The organism is Caulobacter sp. AVps16 (assembly GCF_058681455.1).
On record NZ_CM178739.1, the window covers coordinates 2,264,637 to 2,281,344 of the forward strand.

General features: G+C 64.3%; 19 protein-coding genes and 1 tRNA gene. 7 read left to right on the forward strand and 13 right to left on the reverse strand.

What is annotated here, in order from left to right; all coding sequences use genetic code 11:
* Nucleotides 1-35 precede the first annotated feature (35 nt).
* The 5 genes from ACW17U_RS10885 to ACW17U_RS10905 all read right to left on the reverse strand — a co-directional run bounded on the left by ACW17U_RS10885 (nucleotide 36) and on the right by ACW17U_RS10905 (nucleotide 4,148).
* On the reverse strand, nucleotides 36-1,625 hold the full coding sequence (locus ACW17U_RS10885; RefSeq protein WP_492052412.1) for a DNA primase family protein: 1,590 nt from the start codon (nucleotides 1,623-1,625) through the stop codon (nucleotides 36-38).
* A complete protein-coding gene (locus ACW17U_RS10890) occupies nucleotides 1,622-2,584 on the reverse strand; it encodes a DUF7146 domain-containing protein (protein ID WP_492052413.1) in 963 nt (320 codons plus the stop codon). Before ACW17U_RS10890 ends, ACW17U_RS10885 begins: the two co-directional genes overlap by 4 nt.
* 209 nt (nucleotides 2,585-2,793) lie before the next feature.
* Complete coding sequence (locus ACW17U_RS10895) at nucleotides 2,794-3,480, reverse strand: hypothetical protein (protein ID WP_492052414.1); 687 nt, start codon at nucleotides 3,478-3,480, stop codon at nucleotides 2,794-2,796.
* A 27-nt stretch (nucleotides 3,481-3,507) separates the two neighbouring features.
* Entirely contained in the window at nucleotides 3,508-3,885 is a 378-nt protein-coding gene (locus ACW17U_RS10900; protein WP_492052415.1) for a hypothetical protein, read from the reverse strand.
* Nucleotides 3,882-4,148 carry a hypothetical protein gene (locus tag ACW17U_RS10905; protein WP_492052416.1) on the reverse strand — a complete coding sequence of 89 codons (267 nt, stop codon included), beginning with the start codon at nucleotides 4,146-4,148 and terminating at the stop codon, nucleotides 3,882-3,884. The genes ACW17U_RS10900 and ACW17U_RS10905 overlap by 4 nt, the downstream gene beginning before the upstream one ends.
* Before the next feature lie 37 nt (nucleotides 4,149-4,185).
* On the opposite strand from ACW17U_RS10905, the gene ACW17U_RS10910 reads away from it, so the two are divergent.
* The 6 genes from ACW17U_RS10910 (at nucleotide 4,186) to ACW17U_RS10935 (ending at nucleotide 9,645) form a co-directional block, all read left to right on the forward strand.
* Nucleotides 4,186-4,815: a S24 family peptidase gene (locus tag ACW17U_RS10910; protein WP_492052417.1), complete on the forward strand. Its 630-nt coding sequence runs from the start codon at nucleotides 4,186-4,188 to the stop codon at nucleotides 4,813-4,815.
* 18 nt (nucleotides 4,816-4,833) lie between these two features.
* On the forward strand, nucleotides 4,834-5,739 hold the full coding sequence (locus ACW17U_RS10915) for an HNH endonuclease (RefSeq protein WP_492052418.1): 906 nt from the start codon (nucleotides 4,834-4,836) through the stop codon (nucleotides 5,737-5,739).
* 158 nt (nucleotides 5,740-5,897) lie between these two features.
* Complete coding sequence (locus ACW17U_RS10920; RefSeq protein WP_492052419.1) at nucleotides 5,898-6,278, forward strand: hypothetical protein; 381 nt, start codon at nucleotides 5,898-5,900, stop codon at nucleotides 6,276-6,278.
* Nucleotides 6,275-6,742: a hypothetical protein gene (locus ACW17U_RS10925; RefSeq protein ID WP_492052420.1), complete on the forward strand. Its 468-nt coding sequence runs from the start codon at nucleotides 6,275-6,277 to the stop codon at nucleotides 6,740-6,742. The genes ACW17U_RS10920 and ACW17U_RS10925 overlap by 4 nt, the downstream gene beginning before the upstream one ends.
* Nucleotides 6,739-8,421, forward strand: a complete 1,683-nt coding sequence (locus ACW17U_RS10930) for a ParB/RepB/Spo0J family partition protein (protein WP_492052421.1) — start codon at nucleotides 6,739-6,741, stop codon at nucleotides 8,419-8,421. The genes ACW17U_RS10925 and ACW17U_RS10930 overlap by 4 nt, the downstream gene beginning before the upstream one ends.
* Before the next feature lie 198 nt (nucleotides 8,422-8,619).
* On the forward strand, nucleotides 8,620-9,645 hold the full coding sequence (locus ACW17U_RS10935; protein ID WP_492052422.1) for a tyrosine-type recombinase/integrase: 1,026 nt from the start codon (nucleotides 8,620-8,622) through the stop codon (nucleotides 9,643-9,645).
* A 70-nt stretch (nucleotides 9,646-9,715) separates the two neighbouring features.
* Here ACW17U_RS10935 and ACW17U_RS10940 read toward each other — a convergent pair.
* Nucleotides 9,716-9,791: transfer RNA gene (locus ACW17U_RS10940), tRNA-Ile, on the reverse strand.
* Between the two features lie 144 nt (nucleotides 9,792-9,935).
* On the opposite strand from ACW17U_RS10940, the gene ACW17U_RS10945 reads away from it, so the two are divergent.
* On the forward strand, nucleotides 9,936-10,664 hold the full coding sequence (locus tag ACW17U_RS10945) for an SIMPL domain-containing protein (protein WP_492052423.1): 729 nt from the start codon (nucleotides 9,936-9,938) through the stop codon (nucleotides 10,662-10,664).
* Between the two features lie 20 nt (nucleotides 10,665-10,684).
* On the opposite strand, the gene ACW17U_RS10950 is transcribed toward ACW17U_RS10945, so the two are convergent.
* The 7 genes from ACW17U_RS10950 to ACW17U_RS10980 all read right to left on the reverse strand — a co-directional run bounded on the left by ACW17U_RS10950 (nucleotide 10,685) and on the right by ACW17U_RS10980 (nucleotide 16,684).
* Nucleotides 10,685-11,149 carry a hypothetical protein gene (locus tag ACW17U_RS10950; RefSeq protein WP_492052424.1) on the reverse strand — a complete coding sequence of 155 codons (465 nt, stop codon included), beginning with the start codon at nucleotides 11,147-11,149 and terminating at the stop codon, nucleotides 10,685-10,687.
* A gap of 1 nt (nucleotide 11,150) precedes the next feature.
* Nucleotides 11,151-11,507: an aspartate 1-decarboxylase gene (panD, locus tag ACW17U_RS10955; protein ID WP_062145424.1), complete on the reverse strand. Its 357-nt coding sequence runs from the start codon at nucleotides 11,505-11,507 to the stop codon at nucleotides 11,151-11,153.
* A gap of 435 nt (nucleotides 11,508-11,942) precedes the next feature.
* Complete coding sequence (locus tag ACW17U_RS10960; protein ID WP_492052425.1) at nucleotides 11,943-12,797, reverse strand: alpha/beta hydrolase; 855 nt, start codon at nucleotides 12,795-12,797, stop codon at nucleotides 11,943-11,945.
* Between the two features lie 76 nt (nucleotides 12,798-12,873).
* Entirely contained in the window at nucleotides 12,874-13,173 is a 300-nt protein-coding gene (locus tag ACW17U_RS10965; RefSeq protein WP_492052426.1) for a winged helix-turn-helix domain-containing protein, read from the reverse strand.
* A 9-nt stretch (nucleotides 13,174-13,182) separates the two neighbouring features.
* Nucleotides 13,183-13,806, reverse strand: coding sequence for a hypothetical protein (locus tag ACW17U_RS10970; RefSeq protein WP_492052427.1), 624 nt, complete (start codon nucleotides 13,804-13,806; stop codon nucleotides 13,183-13,185).
* A gap of 69 nt (nucleotides 13,807-13,875) precedes the next feature.
* Nucleotides 13,876-15,666, reverse strand: a complete 1,791-nt coding sequence (locus ACW17U_RS10975; RefSeq protein ID WP_062145416.1) for a long-chain-acyl-CoA synthetase — start codon at nucleotides 15,664-15,666, stop codon at nucleotides 13,876-13,878.
* Nucleotides 15,667-15,769: 103 nt separating this feature from the next.
* Entirely contained in the window at nucleotides 15,770-16,684 is a 915-nt protein-coding gene (locus tag ACW17U_RS10980) for an aspartyl protease family protein (protein ID WP_492052428.1), read from the reverse strand.
* Nucleotides 16,685-16,708: the final 24 nt, after the last annotated feature.

Sequence of the window (16,708 nt, forward strand, 5' to 3'; positions counted from 1 at the left end):
ATCATCCGTCTGTCCGTGATCGTCCGTGGCCTGGGTCATTGCGGCCACCGCGTGCCGTCGTCAGGGTACGGATCCTCCCCCTCAAAGCCGCCGGCGCCCAAGGGCGGATCGACTGCGCGCGACCGGTGAGATCCGCCCGCCGACGGTTCAAAGGCGCCTTTCAGGCGAGCGCCGCGCCGGGTCACCAGGCCATCGCCATCCTTGGGTCCAAGCACGATCTGAAGGTCGCCCAAGGTCGCGCCGAAGGCCTTCTGGCTCATCGCCTTGTCGTGGCCCTGGGCCTCCATCCAATCCTTGTAGTCGCGGAACAGAAGCGAGGCCCTGACCCGGGCCTCAGGGTCAAGGACCACCCGGTCTTCCAACCACTGGGTGAAGGGGTTGGACCCCTTGCGATAGTCTTCCAGGGCCTCACGGACAGACTCGATATCCCTGAGGCCCTCGGCCATCCAGGCCAGCACGCCGTCGACAATCCAGGCCAGGATGCCGTCGAGTTCCTGCTCCAGCTTCTTGGGCAAGTGGCCATCGATCCGGTCTTCGGGGATCTGCACCTTGAAGGGAATGATCTTCAGCCGCCGCCAGATGCCATTGTCCGTATCGTTGATTTGTGGCCGCCGGTTACATTCGATGATCGGCTTGCCCAGGGGCGAGAACTCAAACAAGCCTTCGCGCAGTTCCCGGGCCTTCATCTTGCCGCCGCCGGTGAATTGCTTGATCGCCCCCGTAGCCAGTTTAGATCCGCCGGGCGGTTCACCGGCGCAAAGCATCCGCGTATCACCGGCGAGGGCCGCGATATCAGGACTGGCTTCCGACCCCCGCTTCATGCCCGTATCGAGGAAGGTTTCGATCCCCACCACGGTGGCATAGGTGCCCAAAGCATTGCGGACGGCATTGACCACGGTGCTTTTCCCGTCGCCGCCCTTGCCCTGAAAAACGAAGAACTTCTGCTCCGCCGTACTGCCCGTGGCGCAATAGCCCAGGGCCTTGTGCAGGTAGTGGCGGTCTTCGAAGTTCGGCAGCGACGTTTCCACCACCTGTCGAAACAGCTCGGCCGGCGCCACCGGGTCATAAGACGCCCCGACCATGCGCATGAACCGGTCCCCGGGTTCATGGCCTGGTGTGAAGCCCACCACAGGGCCGTCCGGCCCATGCCGAAACCGCAGGACCCCGTTGCGGCAGTTGAGCGCCATAGGGTCGCGGTCGAAAGCGTCCATGTCGACGTCGAGATAGGCAGCGGCCACGTTCAACATGTTGTTTAGCCGCGCGCTGTTACCCGTCGCCGTCGCAAAATCATGGATCGCCTGAATGGCCTTGGCCGACAGCCTGTCATCCAAGGTTGCGACCTTGATCGTCATCTGGGCGTGCATTGAACGGGCCACCAAGACCGCATGCCGCCGTGCCCGCGCCTCGCCGGTTTCCAGATCCCAGAACTGACCGTTGAAGACGATCCAGCCCCGGCGGCGCAGATAGAGGACGCGCGAAGTCGAAACGTCCACTTCGCCGTCATCGCCGATCCGGCCACCGGTCATACGGATCAACCGCATGGCGTTGCCGTCGTCGTTCAGATCGAACTTGGCCAGTTCCTCGAGGGAGGGTGCGGCGTCAAAGGCAAAGGGTTCGGCGGTCATGCAGCCCTCCGCACATGGCCCGCCGCGAGCCTCGCCCGCAGCTCATCGTTCGGGTCACGCCCCGCCCCACCCGCCAGAATACGAACGGCGGTCGCACCCGCGCGCCGCCAGCGCTCCCCCGCTAGCGCGCCGCACACCCGGGCGCGATCCTCCGCCCCCAGGGTTTGCGTCCAGGTCCCGCCACCGGGCTTGCGGACCTTGACCTTGATCGGACTCATGTCGCGATCGACCCAGATCAACACCTGGCCCCACGGCGCGCCTCCAGGTTCCGTCCAGGTGAAAGCCGGCCGATCCGGATCAGCGGCGGGCAAGGTCGGATCGCGACGGCCCCAACGGTCCGTCAGCCATCCACCCTGAAGCCGATCGAGGGAAAGAGCGGCCACAACCCGGCAGGGCGTCCCCGCCAGCACGGCGCCGGACAGCGCGCTTTCGATTCCTTCGGCGACGACCAGCGGACCTTCTGAAGCTGGATGCGTCAGCCACACCCCGCCGGGCAGACCATCGCGGCTTTGCGGACCCCACATGATCTTCGACGGCGTCCAGTGGGTCTTGGCCATGAAGTCGGGGGCCAGATAGGTGACATGCACGCCGCCGGTCGGTCCGGCCGGCGCGCGAACCAGGGCGACCATGGCCGGCAACAAGACAGGTCGATCCCTCGACCCGCTATGATAGGCGGCCGGATGGAACCGCAGATGCTTCAGGGCTTCGGTCAGGGGCCGCCCGCTGATACCCCGGGCGGCCAGATAGGACGCCACCGGTGAACCCGCCCCGGGCCGCCCCTCACGCCACAAGGTCGCCGCCAGATGGCGCTTCCAGGCGTCGTCATCGGGACGGATGATCGCGGTCCGCGCCGGCCTTGTGACAGACTTGTCAGATGTCGGCGCATCGCCCGCCAGGCGCATGGCCGCGTCGCGTAGGGTCTCGCCCGGCCTGGACCCAAGCGCATGTTCCAGGTCCACGGCGTCGCCGCCCTGGCCGCAAGCCCAACATTTCCAGACCTTGGCGCGGAGATCAGCGGAAAACGCCCCGTCCGCCCTCTTGCCCTTCGAGGCGCCACAAAGGGGGCATTGACCGCGCATGCGTCGACCAGACCGGTGCAGCTTGAGCCCCGCTATCACCTCAAGGTCCGCCGCCGCGAGGGCGCGATCGAACAGGTCGTCACGCGCCGTCACCGAGGGCCCTCACCGGCTGGCCGAGCGGCGAACAGCCGCGCGTCGTCCGCCCCGGTCAGCCGCGCCTCCGTTCCGGGCGGGATGGCGATGACATAGGGATAGGGCGGCCGGCGGCGCGGCCCCACACCGGGCTTCAGGAAAAAGAACCAGGCATAGAGGGTCGCGGTCGTCCGCGTCGGATCCCAGAACCCCTTGTGCATCGCCAATCGCTCGCTGAACGGCGCATAGGCGTAGTAGGGGCAGTCTTCATAGAGCAGCCGATAGCGGGCCTGGCCCTCCAGGCACGCGCCCCGCAAAAGCATGGCTACCCCGCGCCCTGCCCGCTGCCAGGCCAGCCGGATGAAATCCTCGACGTGGTCGAACGGCGGGTTCGTCACGATCCAGTCCGGCGTGAACGGCGGCGGATCATCGGACAGGAAGTCATAGATCCGGTTGCCGTCGTAACGGCAAAGGTCGCTGGTCTGGACGGTCGGGAAGTAGTCCTTCAGCCCATGGGCGAGATGGCCGGCGCCCACCGCGCATTCCCAGACGCTGCGGGCCCGGGGATCAAGCCTGAGGATAACTTCCGCCCCGGCCCGCCCGCCCCACGGCCGGGTCGGGAAAAAATCGACATCATCGGCCGACCGGTCACGGTCCGGCATGACCGAAGCGAAACCCGACGGCCGCACGGCGATCTGGCGCATCGAAGGTGCATGGCCGCACGTCATGCCTCACCCGTCGATATCGGCGCGCAGCCGGCGGCCGGGCGTCATGGGCGGTTGTGGATCTTCCAGGGTCACCGGCAGGGTCAGACCGTTGAGGCAGGCCGTGGCCAGGGCCGCCAGTTCTTCGGCGTGGACGAGCCGATCGGTCAGCGGCAGGCCGTTCCAGCGATCGGCTAGGCGCGCGAGCCGATCAAACACCGACCCGCGAACCGCCTGTCCGGCAGGCATGCCGCGCCCCTTCACCCGGGTACGGGCCAGGCCCAGATCACCGGCCGGTTCCAGAGGGGCGGCGGCGACGCGCGCCGCGACCGTCGCAAGTTTGCGCCACCGGCGAAAGTCTTCCGATGTTGCGACCGCAGGCTTTGGTTTGCGCGCGCGCTTCATGCCGCCCGCTCCCCGGTTAGGTAGCGTTCGCCGTCGATCGGCTCGAAGTCGGCGAACGCCACCACCTCGTCCAGGTCACGCCGCGCCCCGTCGATGATTGCTTGCCGTACGCGAAGGGGGATCGCGCCCCCGGTGCCTCCCCTTTCAGTGGACCATGTCCAGGCGTGAACCCGACCACGGTGGCGGCCGGTCCATTGGGCGAGCGCATCCACGCCGAAACGGCGAATGATGCGCTCCGCAGGTGTCGTGGCGAGGGCGGTCATATCGAGCCTATTGCAGTTGTCGCGATTATCGCGATAAGTGTCGCGCGTGATTCGCGCTCAAATGCAATATCCGAATATCGCGATTTCCGCGAAAATAGGCGGCATGAAACCGCCTGAAATACGCGCACGCCTGAAACAGACCGGTCGGACGCAGATCGCCCTCGCCCGCTCCATTGGCAAGAGCAAGGATTCCGTCAGTCGCCTGCTCAAGGGCGAACGGGGCCTGGACGTGGAGGAAGCCCAACAGATCCGGGCCTTCTTTGGCGATGTCGATCAGACCGCCGGCCAGAACGCCGAACAGGTTCCGGTTTTTGGCCTGCCCATGCCCGGCGGCGATGACCGGTTTTCACTTCAAGCCGACCAAATCATGGATCGGATAGAACTGCCCGGCGGCATGACCCGCGGCGAAACTATCGCGGTTCGCTTGCCCGGCGACGACATGGCCCCCCGACTTTTTTCCGGTGAGATCGTCATTGTCGCCAAGGGCGTTCCCCCGGCCCGTAACGGCGATTGCCTCGTCGAACTCAAGGACGGATCAGGCCTGATCAAGCAATATGTCGGCCAGCGAGAGGGCCAGGTTTTCCTGCGGCAATTCAATCCTGATGAGGAAGTCAGGATTCCCGCCATCCAGGTTCGGGCGCTGCATTCCGTGGCCTATCGTCGGTAAGGGGTCTATTATCCCCCGATGGCTGTTGTCGTCGCTCAGCTCAAAACACTAATTGGGAGTGATGGGCCAATGCAGTCGCTCTCTGAAATTCGCCCACGCAATATACACCCTGTCTTTGACCTAGCCGAACAAGCTGGTCTGGATATGACAGATTGGCGCAACAGTTCAAACGATCAGCGCGGTCCGAAATCCAATCCTAAGTATTGCTATGAATGGTCATACATTGAGCCGGGAAAACTGATTATCCTCAATCTCTGGCACCCAAGCATGATTGAGGAGAGCGGCAGGATTATTCATAGGGACAATTTTCGCGCCCATGCCGATTTTCACCGGAAAGTAAGCCGAAATTCTGCATGGGCTAGACGCGCTCAACGGCTCGACGACGCGATCAAGACTGCTCTTCGTGAAAATCTTCCCGTGCGCGTCATCCTTCTGGATGGATTGATGCGCAATAAGGAGGACCTCGATCCCAAGCCATCAAGCGTAAAAAAGCGTGAGCTCGATCCCGAGGCTTGGACAATAACCGAATACGATTGGGACACGGGCGCTTTCGAGTTAGCCCGAGGTATCTTGACCGCACGCTACGTCGATCAGTTCGATCTCGACCAATCTAACAAGTCTTCCCGAGACCGCCGCGACATCAGCGGATCTGTGTACTTTCGCGATCCAGCGGTGAGGCGCCGGGTCCTCCAGCGAGCCTCAGGTTGCTGTGAGTTCTGTGGGCAATCAGGCTTCCAGATGGAAAGCGGCAGCCTCTACCTAGAAACTCATCACATTGTTCCACTTTCTGAAGGCGGCAACGATGACGAGCAGAACGTGGTCGCAATCTGCGCCAACGATCACCGGCGCGCCCACTTTGCCGACGATCGCTTGGCCATAAGGGACCGACTCTTGGAAGTCGCAAGGGCTGCATACGGCACCTAACGTAAGGTTGGGCAGCCCCTATCCCGCGCCCCGGACCATCATCGCGACGCATCGCGTCAATCGCGATTCTCTTCACGCTTGACGTGTCGCGATTTTCGCGTCTTCGTCGCGATTAAATCGCGATTATCGCGACGTGATTCGCAAAGGGAGTGCGATGAATGTCCGCCCTGTCCCCCCCGCCATACTCCAAAGCCGCCCGATCGGCCGCCCAGGTCTCGGCCGATAAGGTGGCCGACGTGCTACTGGCAATCGAGGCCGCGCCGGTTGCCGGTTTTGGCCTGACGCCGATCGCGGTTCGTCATCTGGGCTGTGGACCCGCCGAAGCCTTCATCATCCTTCGGATCGATGGCCGGCGCCATGGCCTGACCCTCACTGAAGCCAACCTTCTGACCCGGTGCCTGCGGGACGAACAGGCCTTTGCCGGCGCGAGCCTCTTGGCCCGGATGATTGAGGACGCCGCCGTCCAGGCGTGGCGCCTGCTGTCGTCAGCCGCGTCATGCGGCGGTCATCACGGAGCCCGGTCGGAGCCAGCCGCATGATCGCCCCAGCAATGTCCAAGCATGCGAACGCCGTTCGCATCCCGCCCGCCGACTTGCTGACCGAGACGCGGACGGTCATCGTTCATCTCACCCCCTTTGCGCCGGGCTGCGCCACCGCCAGCGTCGGGGAAAGGGCCAGGAACCGGACCTTCTGGGAGCGTCCCGTCGGCGGCATCATCCGCGCGATCCTGACCCGATTGAACAGGGTTCCGTCCGATGTCCGGGTCAATACAGACGCCCGAGGCGATCCGGCCCTGTCGGGAGAGGTCGATCCCTTTGGCCAGGTGCCTCTGGCCTTTTTCTGGGAAGGTCTCACCGTCCCGGAAATCGTCGACGCTCTCGGCGAACTGGCCCGGCGCGGTTGGGCCGCGCCGATGGCGCCGGCTCCGGTCCCTCGCCAGCCACCGCTACCGCTGCGGTCCATCGAGTCCCTCGTCTCATTCGATGAAAGGTTCCGAGCATGAGCCATTCTGACCAAATCCCCGCCCATGGCGTAAACATCGCTGCCCTGACTGGGGAGACCATCTTGCGAGCCTTGGCCAGCCGCGATCCATCAAGCCCCTTCGCTACAGCCGCCGAACTGGCCGACGCCGCCGGTCGACCCCGTAAGAACATTCACCGGGAGCTGGACCAGCTGAAGAACGCCCGTTTGGTGGCGGACGCCTCATTGCTTAGCGCCGACGCCCTGCACGACGCGGGACGCAAGGCCCTGGACGCCCTGGATCGGGCCGCCGGCGCCGGCAGTGCCGGACCGCTGCGAATTCCGGTCGACCGCCTGTTGCCCAACCCCTTGAACCCTCGCCGCACCTTCGACCCCGACACCCTGGAATCCCTGGCCGATTCCTTCGAAGCCGACGGTGACATCATCGAACCCCTTGTGGTTTCGCCAGCCGACGCCCTGGGCCACCGGTTCATCTGGGCCGGTCACCGCCGTTGGCGCGCCGCCAAGCTACTGGCGGAGCGCGCGTGCGGCTTGCCGGTCGCGCTGGCCCAAGGCCTTCCCTGCGTGGAACGCCAAGCCGACCCCACCCAGGCCCTGTTCATCGCCGTGGTCGAGAACAGCCTGCGCGAAGACCTTTCGCCCTGGGAGGACGCCCAGGCCCTGCGGGCCCTCGCCGAAGCCACCTTGTGGAGCGCCCGCGAACTAGCCCGCCGCATCGGCCGATCGCCGAACGGATCGGAAGCCGGTGTTCGGGACGTGCAGGTGAAGATCAAGATCGCCCGTGAAGCCAAGCCTGAAGCAGTGGCCGACTATGAGCGCACCCGAAACTGGGATCGCCTTCGCGAGAGCGTACAGGCGCCGCAATCCAGACCGGCATTGCCTAGACCAGACGAACCCGGCCTGCCCTACGCGCCCACCGCACCCATCGAACCACCCCGAGCCCAACCGGCGGCACCCACAACCCAAACCGCCGATCCCGACGCCCCAATCGACCTGTCGCCCGATGAGCGCATCCTGCTGATCGAAGTCGCCCACAAAACCGCACATGACCCGGCCGTCGCGGACCAGGGCGATCACCGCATTGCGCCGGTCGGGAAGTATTGGCTGGATCAGGCCGCCGCCAAGCTTCAGACCGCCCGGCTGATCCTGTTCAAGCATGCCGGAGCCGCCGGCCCACAGGTCAGCCTGACCCCGGCCGGCGCGGACTGGCTGATGGCCGAAGGCGTCGCCCTGCCGGTCACCGATAGCCAGCTGTCAAACGAACAGGCCATGGCCGGACGCCACCCCGATTGCCTCGCCCAGGTCTATGGAACGCCTTGGCTGACGCCCGAGCCTGCCGTGTCCGAATTGGCCGTCCATGAAGCGCCCGAAGGCGATGGCGACGAAGACGATGGGGCCATCGCAGCAGCAGCAACCGCAGCCCTACAGGCTGCCCAAGCCATGGCCCGGAAGATCACCGAAGACTTCAGCCCGAGCGATGGCCCCGCCCTTGGGCAACTCCTGGCTCAGACCGGCGCGCCTGGCCCCTGGAAGCTGGCCGGCGATCACCAGCCCGGCCTGATCCTGGCGGCCGACAACGCTCTGGCCTGCGTCGTGGACGTCGACAATGAACTTCCCGACGACATGGCCACGGCCCGCGCCCTGGCGATCGTAATTGCGGTTAATGCCGCCGCGGGCTTCCGCCTCGTGGTGGAGGCCTGACGGTGGGCTCCGCACGAAACTTCCGCCAGAACGACGTCACCCGGGCCATACGCGCGGCCAAGGCGGCGGGGATTCAGCCCCATGTCTGGATAGACCGGAGTGGTTGCCTGCATATCCGCGAGGACAATATCTTGACGTTGCCAAGCCGTGGCGCGCAACCTGCCGACGAGCCTAACCCTTGGGATGCCCTGCTAGGCGATGACCAAGCTTGAATTGCCCTTTGTGCAGCGGATCATTGATCGGCATGGGCACGTCCGCCACTACTACAGACGGCGAGGCTTCGCGCGCATCACCTTGCCCGGCGCGGTCGGATCGGCCGAATTCATGGCTGCGTATCACGAGGCGACACAAGGCAAGAACGACCAGGGCGCGGGATCAAGCGAGGCGGGGTCGATATCGGCCCTTCTCGCGGCCTACTATCGGTCAAGCGTCTGGCGCGATCTTTCGAAAGCCACGCAAGCCAATTACCGCAACATCCTGGAGCGGTTCCGCGAGAGCTACGGCGATTGGCCCGCGCACAAGCTAACCTCAAAGCACGTTCGGGCTTTGCGCGACAAGGGAGCCGATAGACCCGGCGCCACGCGCAATCTTTTGAAGCGTTTGCGGCAGGTCTATGCCTTCGGCGTTGAGCGCGAACTGGTCTCAGTCAACCCCGTCGCGGACGTGAAGATGCCGCGTGAGGGCGCAGGGTTCAGGCCCTGGACAGATCAGGATATCGCCCAATTCATCGCCCACTGGCCCGAAGGCTCTCGCGCCCGCCTGGCCTTAGCCCTGTTGCTCTACACCGGACAGAGGCGTTCGGACGTCGTGCGCATGGGTCGTCAGCATGTGCGCGACGGCCTCTTGCACGTCACCCAGAAAAAAGGCGGCGGGAAGGTGTCTCTCGCCCTCCCCCTGCACCCGGAGCTCAAGCGCATCCTCGACGCGCTCCCCAAGGACAATCTGACCTTCGTCATGACCGCCTATGGCCGCCCGATGACGGAGGCCGGGTTTACCAAGTGGTTTGGCGACTGCGTGGTGAAGGCTGGCTTGCCGCCTGACCTTAGCCCGCACGGCCTTCGAAAAGCCGCCGCGCGACACCTTGCGGAAGCCGGCGCGACAACGCACCAAATCGCCTCCATCACCGGCCACGCTAGCCTGAAAGAGGTCGAGCGCTACACGTTGAGCGCCAATCAGCCGAAGCTGGCGCGGGCCGCAATGAAGCTGCTTCAGGACGTAAAGTGAACAGGCGGTGTAAACCCGTTGTGTAAACCCTCACGGTTAGCTTTGTAATCGTTGAGGAATTTAGGGGAGGTGGTAGGCCCGGAGGGACTCGAACCCCCAACCAGACCGTTATGAGCGGTCGGCTCTAACCATTGAGCTACAGGCCCCCAGGATCGCGCCGCGCGTTCGGAGGAAGGGCGGATTAGCATGGGCCGAACGCGGCTTAAAGCTCCCGTTCAGGTTCAATCTTCCATCAGGGAACCATAGCGGGTCGGCCAAGCTTCCATGACGACCCCAAAGGAGACCTGCCCATGACCATGATCGCCGCCCGCATCGCGTCGCTCGCCCTGATCCCCGCGGCTTTCGCTGCAGCGCCGGCCCTGGCCCAGAGCGCGCCGGACACCGCCTTCCGCGCCACCACCTTCAGCCTCGCAGCCGCTGGCGAGACCCTGGTCGCTCCGGACATGGCCACCATCAGCCTCGGCGTTCAGACCGATGACATGACCGCCGCCGGTGCCCTGAAGGCCAATGCCGCCAAGATGACCCAGGTCATGGCCGTGCTGCGCAAGGCCGGGATCGCCGAGCGCGACATCCAGACCTCGAACCTCAATGTGAACCCGCAATATGTCTACGAGCAGAACCAGCCGCCCAGGTTCAACGGCTACCAGGTCGCCAACCAGGTCACGGTGACCGTGCGCGACCTGGCCAGGCTCGGCCAGGCGCTCGACGCCACAGTGGCCGCCGGTGCCAATACGGTCGGCGGCATCAGTTTTGGCCTTCAGAACCCGCAGGCTGCCGAAGACGCGGCACGGATGGATGCGGTGAAGGCGCTGCAGGCCAAGGCCGATCTCTATGCCCGGGCCACCGGCTACAGGATCGTGCGGCTGGTCAATCTGGGCGAGGGCGGCGGCTATGCCCCGGCGGCCCCCATGCCGGTGTTCGCCATGGCCAAGCGCGACATGGCCGAGTCGAGCCCCATCGCCGGCGGTGAGCTGAAGGTGAGGATCGACGTCACGGCGACCTATGAGGTGAGCCGCTAAGCTCTCATGGAGGCCGGCTGCTAGAAGCCGGCCTTTTTGAAGGCGCGCTCGACGCGCTCCTGCACCTCGCGCCCCGGCAGGGCCCGCTCGCCTTCCATGACCGCTACATAGGTCAGGTTGCGGGCGGGCTTGCCCTCGCTGGTCGGCACCGGCCCCATGGCCCAGCCCACGGTGTTCACGCCGCCGGTGCCCGTCGGGCAACTGGCGAAACGGGCCGGCTTGCCGATCGCATCCCTGAGCACGACCTCAGCGACGACCGGCTGGCCGCCGGCGCAGGTCGGCAGGTTGCGGGCGCAGGTAATGTAGCCGCCGGCCCGCCAGACCATGGCTCCAGAGGCATCGGCCACGATCACGCAGGTCGAGGCAGAGCCGATCGCCCGGCCGACGCTGTCGGTCAGGCGGGCCTCGTCGATCCCTGCCGGCAATTTTGGCGCACAGCCGGCCAGCAGGACGGCGGTCAGGAACAGTCCGGCTGGGATGCGCATGTCAGGCGGCCTTCTTGATCAGGTTGCCATCGTCCAGCAGCACCACGGTCGGGGCGTAGTTGCGCGCCTCCTCGGCCGGCAGCTGGCAGTAGGTGACGATGATGACGGTGTCATTCTTCTGCACGAGACGGGCCGCAGCACCATTGACCCCGACCACCTTGGAGCCGCGCGGGGCCTCGATGGCATAGGTGGTGAAGCGCGCGCCATTGGTGATGTTCAGCACATCCACCTGTTCGTTGGGCAGGATGCCCGACGCATCGAGCAGGTCGCGATCGATCGCGATCGAGCCTTCATAGTCCAGATCGGCCTGGGTGACAGTCGCGCGGTGCAGCTTGGCCTTCAGCATTGTAAGCAGCATACGGCCCTATCCCTTTAAAAAACATCAGTTTTACTGGGCAGGTGGGGTCATGGAGCCCAGCCGCCGCGGCCATATAGACATGAAGGCTTGCGGGTTCAAACAGGGTGGCCCTCCGAAAGGGTTAACATTCACTGCGATCCGCGTTAAGGTTTGCGGAACGGGGTTATGCGGTGGCGACCATGCGCAACGGACAGCTGATCCTGGCGACAGTCATAGTCGTGACCACTCTGGGCATCGGTGCGACGATCGGGTCGCACGCCACGGCCAAGACCCGGCCGGATCCAGCTGTCGGCCCGCAGGGCGTCGCAACAAAGCCTGCCGTGACTGGAAGCAGATAGATCGCCAGAGGATTTGCCGTCGGCGGCAAGCCGGGCTCCGCGGAGGCCGTCATTCCGCCCGATCCAACCCTGACGAGCCATCAAGTCGCGAACGGCCCTAGGCCGCCGCCGACTTCAGGAAATCCGTCATCTGACCCAACAGGTCCGCCTTGCCGCGGAACGGTTTGGAGAGGGCCAGTACGGTGTCGGAATGGTCTAGCCCGGGATAGTGGCGCTCCTCCACCCGGACACCGGCCTCGCGGAGGGCGGCAGACAACTTGCGGGTGTTGCGCGGGAAGACCGTCGTATCGGCATCGCCCGTGGCCAGGAACGCGGCTGGCGACTGCGCGGTCACGAACCGCCCCGGCTGGGTGGCCGTCAGGTCCTGCGCCTTGCCGAAGGTACGCCGCGTGACCGGCCCGTCCAGGGGCAGGAAGTCATAGGGCCCCGACAGGCCTGCAAAGCCTCGCACCACGCTGGGCGCAACGCCTGCAGCCTTAAGATAGCGATGATCCAGGGCCAGCATGGCCGCGTTATAGGCACCGGCAGAATGACCGATCAGGACGATCCGGCCCGGGTCTCCACCCAGACCTGCCGCATTCTCCACCGCCCAGCGCACGGCAACAGCGCAATCGTCCAGGAAATCCGGAAAGACGACCTCAGGAAACAGGCGATAGTCCGGCACCAGGGTCAGGAAACCCCGGGCAGCCAAGGCTCGTCCCGCCCAGGCATAGTCGGCGCGGCGGCCGGAATCCCAGGAACCGCCATAGAAGAACAGGGCCACGGGCTCCGCACCGGTCGCCTTGGGCGGCGCATAGACGTCCAGCATCTGGCGCGGGCCCGGGCCATAGGTTGCGCCACGCAGGGGCGTGCGCGCAGCGTCCTTGGGCGTAAGGGTCGCAAACATCGACAGCGGGGAACAGGCACTCGCCAAGGAGGCCGCCAGGGCCGTCACGCCGACGCGTCGCGTCATAGAACCATCCGTCACGCCGATCTCCACCCTGGCTGCCCAACAAGATACGGACAAGGTGCGTTTTGGACGACTGTTTTCAGCGTCCTTCGACCAGCCTGCCTATGGCATCTAGATAGAGACCGAAGGCCGTTCGGCCGCTGTCGGTGAGACTGACCCGGGTCAGGGGTTTGCGGCTGACGAAAGTCTTCTCTATCGCGACATAGCCCGCGTCTTCCAGTTTGCGCAGATGGACCGAGAGATTGCCGTCGGTCACCGCCAGTTTGGCCTTCAGGGCATTGAAGTCAGCGACCTCGGCTCCAGACAGAAAGGCCATGATCCCCAGGCGCACGCGTCCATGGATGACCTCGTCGATGTGATCGATTTCAAAATCGTCCATCGGGCTGACCTAGATAGTGTCCGAGGGTTCTTGGCGCATCAGGATCAGGCCGGGAACCATGGCGAGCAGATAGAGCGCCCCCGCATAGCCCAGCCAGGCCCACGAATTGCCCATCAGCATTGCCATGGCGATGGAACCCGCAAACGACGCCGCAGCGACAAACCTCAGCCAGGTCGCCTGCGACATTGCTGCGGCCACGGACCAGGCCCCGCCGTAGAGTGCCAGGACGATCGACGGCGAGAAGTTGATCAGATTGATATCGCGGGTTTTCCAGCTGGCCACCGCCAGGGCCGTGAAGATCACGAAACAGCCCCAACCCACGCCCATCCAGGCATTGCGCATGGCGCGATTGCCCGAAGACCCGGCTCCGGGGCGTTCACCCATGCCGCGCTTGAGCACGAAGATCATGATCATGTGCAGGATAAAGGCCGCGATCCAGACCACGGCCAGGACCTGAGACGGCATCCTGAGGACCTGGGACAGGACAGCCCACTGAATGAGGCTGGCTGTTCCAAAGATCGCACCCGCCGAAACGAGCATGGATCCGCCCAGGAGCGGCGCCTGACGCCCTTCCTCGGCCAAGGCGCGCATGAACGCGATGTCGTCGCGTATGGCCTTCATTTCTTCGGTCAAGGCAAAGCACTCCGCTCAAGTTTGATGAGGCAGCAATACCGCATCAACTTTGAATCGTAAAGTTCTTTTTCAGAGCTTGTAGCCGCCTGCCATGACCTTGGTGAAGACGGCCTTGGTGATCTTCACATAGCCCTTCACCGGGTCGCGGAAATACAGCGGGTCCTTGGTCCGGGTCGGATCGAAGCCATCCGTCACCAGATCGATCTTGCGATACTTGAAGGTGCCGGTCGTCTCGATCTCGCGCTGCAGGCGCACGAAGATCGGTCGGGCATAGGTCGGCAGCTCCCGGTCGACATGCTCGGCCAGGGTTGCGATCTCGAAGTCCGGGCCCACGACCAGAGACGCCATGCCCGCCTTGCCGTCCAGTTCGCCGATCTTGACGCCATAGACATTCACTTCGAGCACGCCGGTCACCCCGGCCAGGCGCTCGGCCACTTCACTCGTGGCGACATTCTCGCCCTTCCAGCGGAAGGTGTCGCCGATCCGGTCAACGAAATAGATGTAGCCGTCACTATCCGTCCGCATCAGGTCGCCGGTCCGAAACCAAGCGTCGCCCTTGGCGAAGACGTCGTGAAGGACCTTCTTTTCGGTCGCGGCCTTGTCGGCGTAACCTGTGAAGTTGGATCGGGCGTCATTGGCGATCTGGCCGATACATTCGCCCACGTCGCCAGGCGCACATTCGATGCAACAGCCGTCGGGTCCCCGGATCGGCATCTCGTTTTCAACGTCAAACTTGACGATGCGGGTGTTGAACTTGCCCTTCAGATAGCCGGGAAGACGCCCGATCGCGCCGCGACGACCATCGAAGTTGAAGAAGGACACATTGCCTTCGGTCGCGCCGTAAAACTCCAGCACGCCGCCCACCTTGAAGCGATCCATCATGTCGTCCCAAACGTCAGGACGCAGACCATTGCCGAAGATCAGGCGAATCTTGTGGTCGCGATCACTGTCGCTGACCGGCTGATTGGCCAGATAGCGGCAAAGTTCGCCGATATAGACGAACATGGTGCAGTTTTCGGCGCGGATATCGCTCCAGAAGTAGGTCGCCGAGAACTTCTTGCGAAGAACAATCGAACCGCCATTCAGCAGTCCGGCCCCCATGGCGCAGAGGCCGCCGGTCGCATGGTAGAGCGGCAGGGTCACATAGATGCGATCGGTATGACGCGCATCGGTCGAACCGGCGAAGCCGCGCATGTAGAGCTGCACCCGCATGTGATTGATGCGCGCGGCCTTGGGCAGACCGGTTGTGCCGCTCGTGAAGATGTAGAGGGCGGTATCCTTGGCGGTCAGCCCACCCCGGGCCGCCTCGCGGTCCGGCCGCAACTGGCTACAGCTCTTGAGGGCGTTGAGGAGATCGCGCTGGTCGCCCTGCGCTGCCCCCAGAATCCATTGCTGCACATGGCGGCCCAGACCATCCTTGACCTGCTCGAAACAGGGCGAGGTTTCGGGATCGACGATGCAGTGCAGGGCCTGGGAGATGTTCAGACAATGGGCCAGGGCCGGGCCGGTCAGCTGATTGTTGATCAGGGCCGTCGCCACCCCGACCTTGGAGAGGCCATACCAGATCGCCAGATATTCCAGCCGGTTGGGCATGAACAGCGCCACGGTCTGGCCACGCGTGATGCTCTGCCCCTTGGCCCAGTGCGCATAGCGGTTGGCCATGGCATCCAGCTCAGCATAGCTGATCGTCTTGCCTTCAAAGGTGATCGCCCGGCTGGAGGACCAGCGATCAACCGCAGCTTCGAGATCGTCACAGATCAGGTTTTCGCTGTCCGGTGTAATGGACTTCACGCGCTTGAGGGTGCGCAGCATCCCTTTCAGGAACAGCCACTCACGCTTAAACCTAGCCTGCAAACGCATCAGTGCCCTCCATTCAAACAACCATTGGAGAGCGCCGCGCGACCGGTCAAGCCGCACCGTAGCGGACCACGCGCCTTTCATTCCTGGCAGGACAAATCCGACCTCAGCCGCGGTCGGCGATCTTGAACCGAACCTCGCGGCGCTTGAAATCCAGGGCCACGGTTTCGAACTTCTGCAGGATGTCCGAACCGATCAGAATGGCCGGCTCGTCACTGAGCCCCCAGTAGTCAAAGGTGTGCACGGCGGCCACGACCACGGGCACATTGATCAGGGTCATCTTGCCCAGGGTCAGGCGGCTCAGGACGGCCAGGCGTCCAGGCAGGGTCTGTCCGGTGGCGCTAAGCAATTCGATGTCATAGACGGCACCCAGGATGGCCTTGCGGGCCTGGGCCGCCCTTAACAGGGCCAGATTGCCGACTGTGGTCGTCGATCCACTGTCCAGCAAGGCGACCAGTTTCTGGCTGGGCATGGACGCATCAATCAGGGTCAGGCCACTGCGAGTCCGGGTCTTGACCACGACCGTGCGGTCATCCGGCAAGGGCAAGGGCTCGCCGACGGCCATCCGGCGCTGGCCATAGTTGAGCATCAGATTGCTGGCGCCCAGCCAGTCGAGGCCCAGCAGGCCTGCCGCGCCCAGATGACGCTCTGCAACGATTGAGACCGTCATCTGCCGCCGTACTCGCCGGCCCATCTGCAGGGTATCAATGACCACCGTATCGACGGTCTGGACCCCGGCAATGCCATGCATTTCCACCGGCACGCCTCGCGCGAGACCCAGCCGGTCGGCCGTCTCGATCGAGATCACCGAACTGTTCGCCCCGGTATCAACCATCATGTGAAAAGGGCCCTGCCCGTTCAGCATGACCTGCACTGTCAGCCGGCGGGCCGGGTCCAGATAGCGCAGCGGCTCACCGCTTGAGGCCTGGGGTGTATTAGGTTCAAGCGCCAGGGCGGGAGCGGCGACCATGGCCGCCGCCAGACCCGCAAGACCTCTGCGAGTGATGGTTGAATCCATCATGTCGCGTCGCCTCCTCCACTGAGG

Bases quoted from the DNA above. Each gene is read 5' to 3' on its own strand.
- ACW17U_RS10885 (WP_492052412.1), bottom strand. From the start codon at position 1,625: ATGACCGCCGAACCCTTTGCCTTTGACGCCGCACCCTCCCTCGAGGAA.
- ACW17U_RS10895 (WP_492052414.1), bottom strand. From the start codon at position 3,480: ATGCGCCAGATCGCCGTGCGGCCGTCGGGTTTCGCTTCGGTCATGCCG.
- ACW17U_RS10900 (WP_492052415.1), bottom strand. From the start codon at position 3,885: ATGAAGCGCGCGCGCAAACCAAAGCCTGCGGTCGCAACATCGGAAGAC.
- ACW17U_RS10905 (WP_492052416.1), bottom strand. From the start codon at position 4,148: ATGACCGCCCTCGCCACGACACCTGCGGAGCGCATCATTCGCCGTTTC.
- ACW17U_RS10915 (WP_492052418.1), top strand. From the start codon at position 4,834: ATGGCTGTTGTCGTCGCTCAGCTCAAAACACTAATTGGGAGTGATGGG.
- ACW17U_RS10920 (WP_492052419.1), top strand. From the start codon at position 5,898: ATGTCCGCCCTGTCCCCCCCGCCATACTCCAAAGCCGCCCGATCGGCC.
- ACW17U_RS10925 (WP_492052420.1), top strand. From the start codon at position 6,275: ATGATCGCCCCAGCAATGTCCAAGCATGCGAACGCCGTTCGCATCCCG.
- ACW17U_RS10930 (WP_492052421.1), top strand. From the start codon at position 6,739: ATGAGCCATTCTGACCAAATCCCCGCCCATGGCGTAAACATCGCTGCC.
- ACW17U_RS10935 (WP_492052422.1), top strand. From the start codon at position 8,620: ATGACCAAGCTTGAATTGCCCTTTGTGCAGCGGATCATTGATCGGCAT.
- ACW17U_RS10945 (WP_492052423.1), top strand. From the start codon at position 9,936: ATGACCATGATCGCCGCCCGCATCGCGTCGCTCGCCCTGATCCCCGCG.
- ACW17U_RS10950 (WP_492052424.1), bottom strand. From the start codon at position 11,149: ATGCGCATCCCAGCCGGACTGTTCCTGACCGCCGTCCTGCTGGCCGGC.
- panD (WP_062145424.1), bottom strand. From the start codon at position 11,507: ATGCTGCTTACAATGCTGAAGGCCAAGCTGCACCGCGCGACTGTCACC.
- ACW17U_RS10960 (WP_492052425.1), bottom strand. From the start codon at position 12,797: ATGACGCGACGCGTCGGCGTGACGGCCCTGGCGGCCTCCTTGGCGAGT.
- ACW17U_RS10965 (WP_492052426.1), bottom strand. From the start codon at position 13,173: ATGGACGATTTTGAAATCGATCACATCGACGAGGTCATCCATGGACGC.
- ACW17U_RS10975 (WP_062145416.1), bottom strand. From the start codon at position 15,666: ATGCGTTTGCAGGCTAGGTTTAAGCGTGAGTGGCTGTTCCTGAAAGGG.
- ACW17U_RS10980 (WP_492052428.1), bottom strand. From the start codon at position 16,684: ATGATGGATTCAACCATCACTCGCAGAGGTCTTGCGGGTCTGGCGGCG.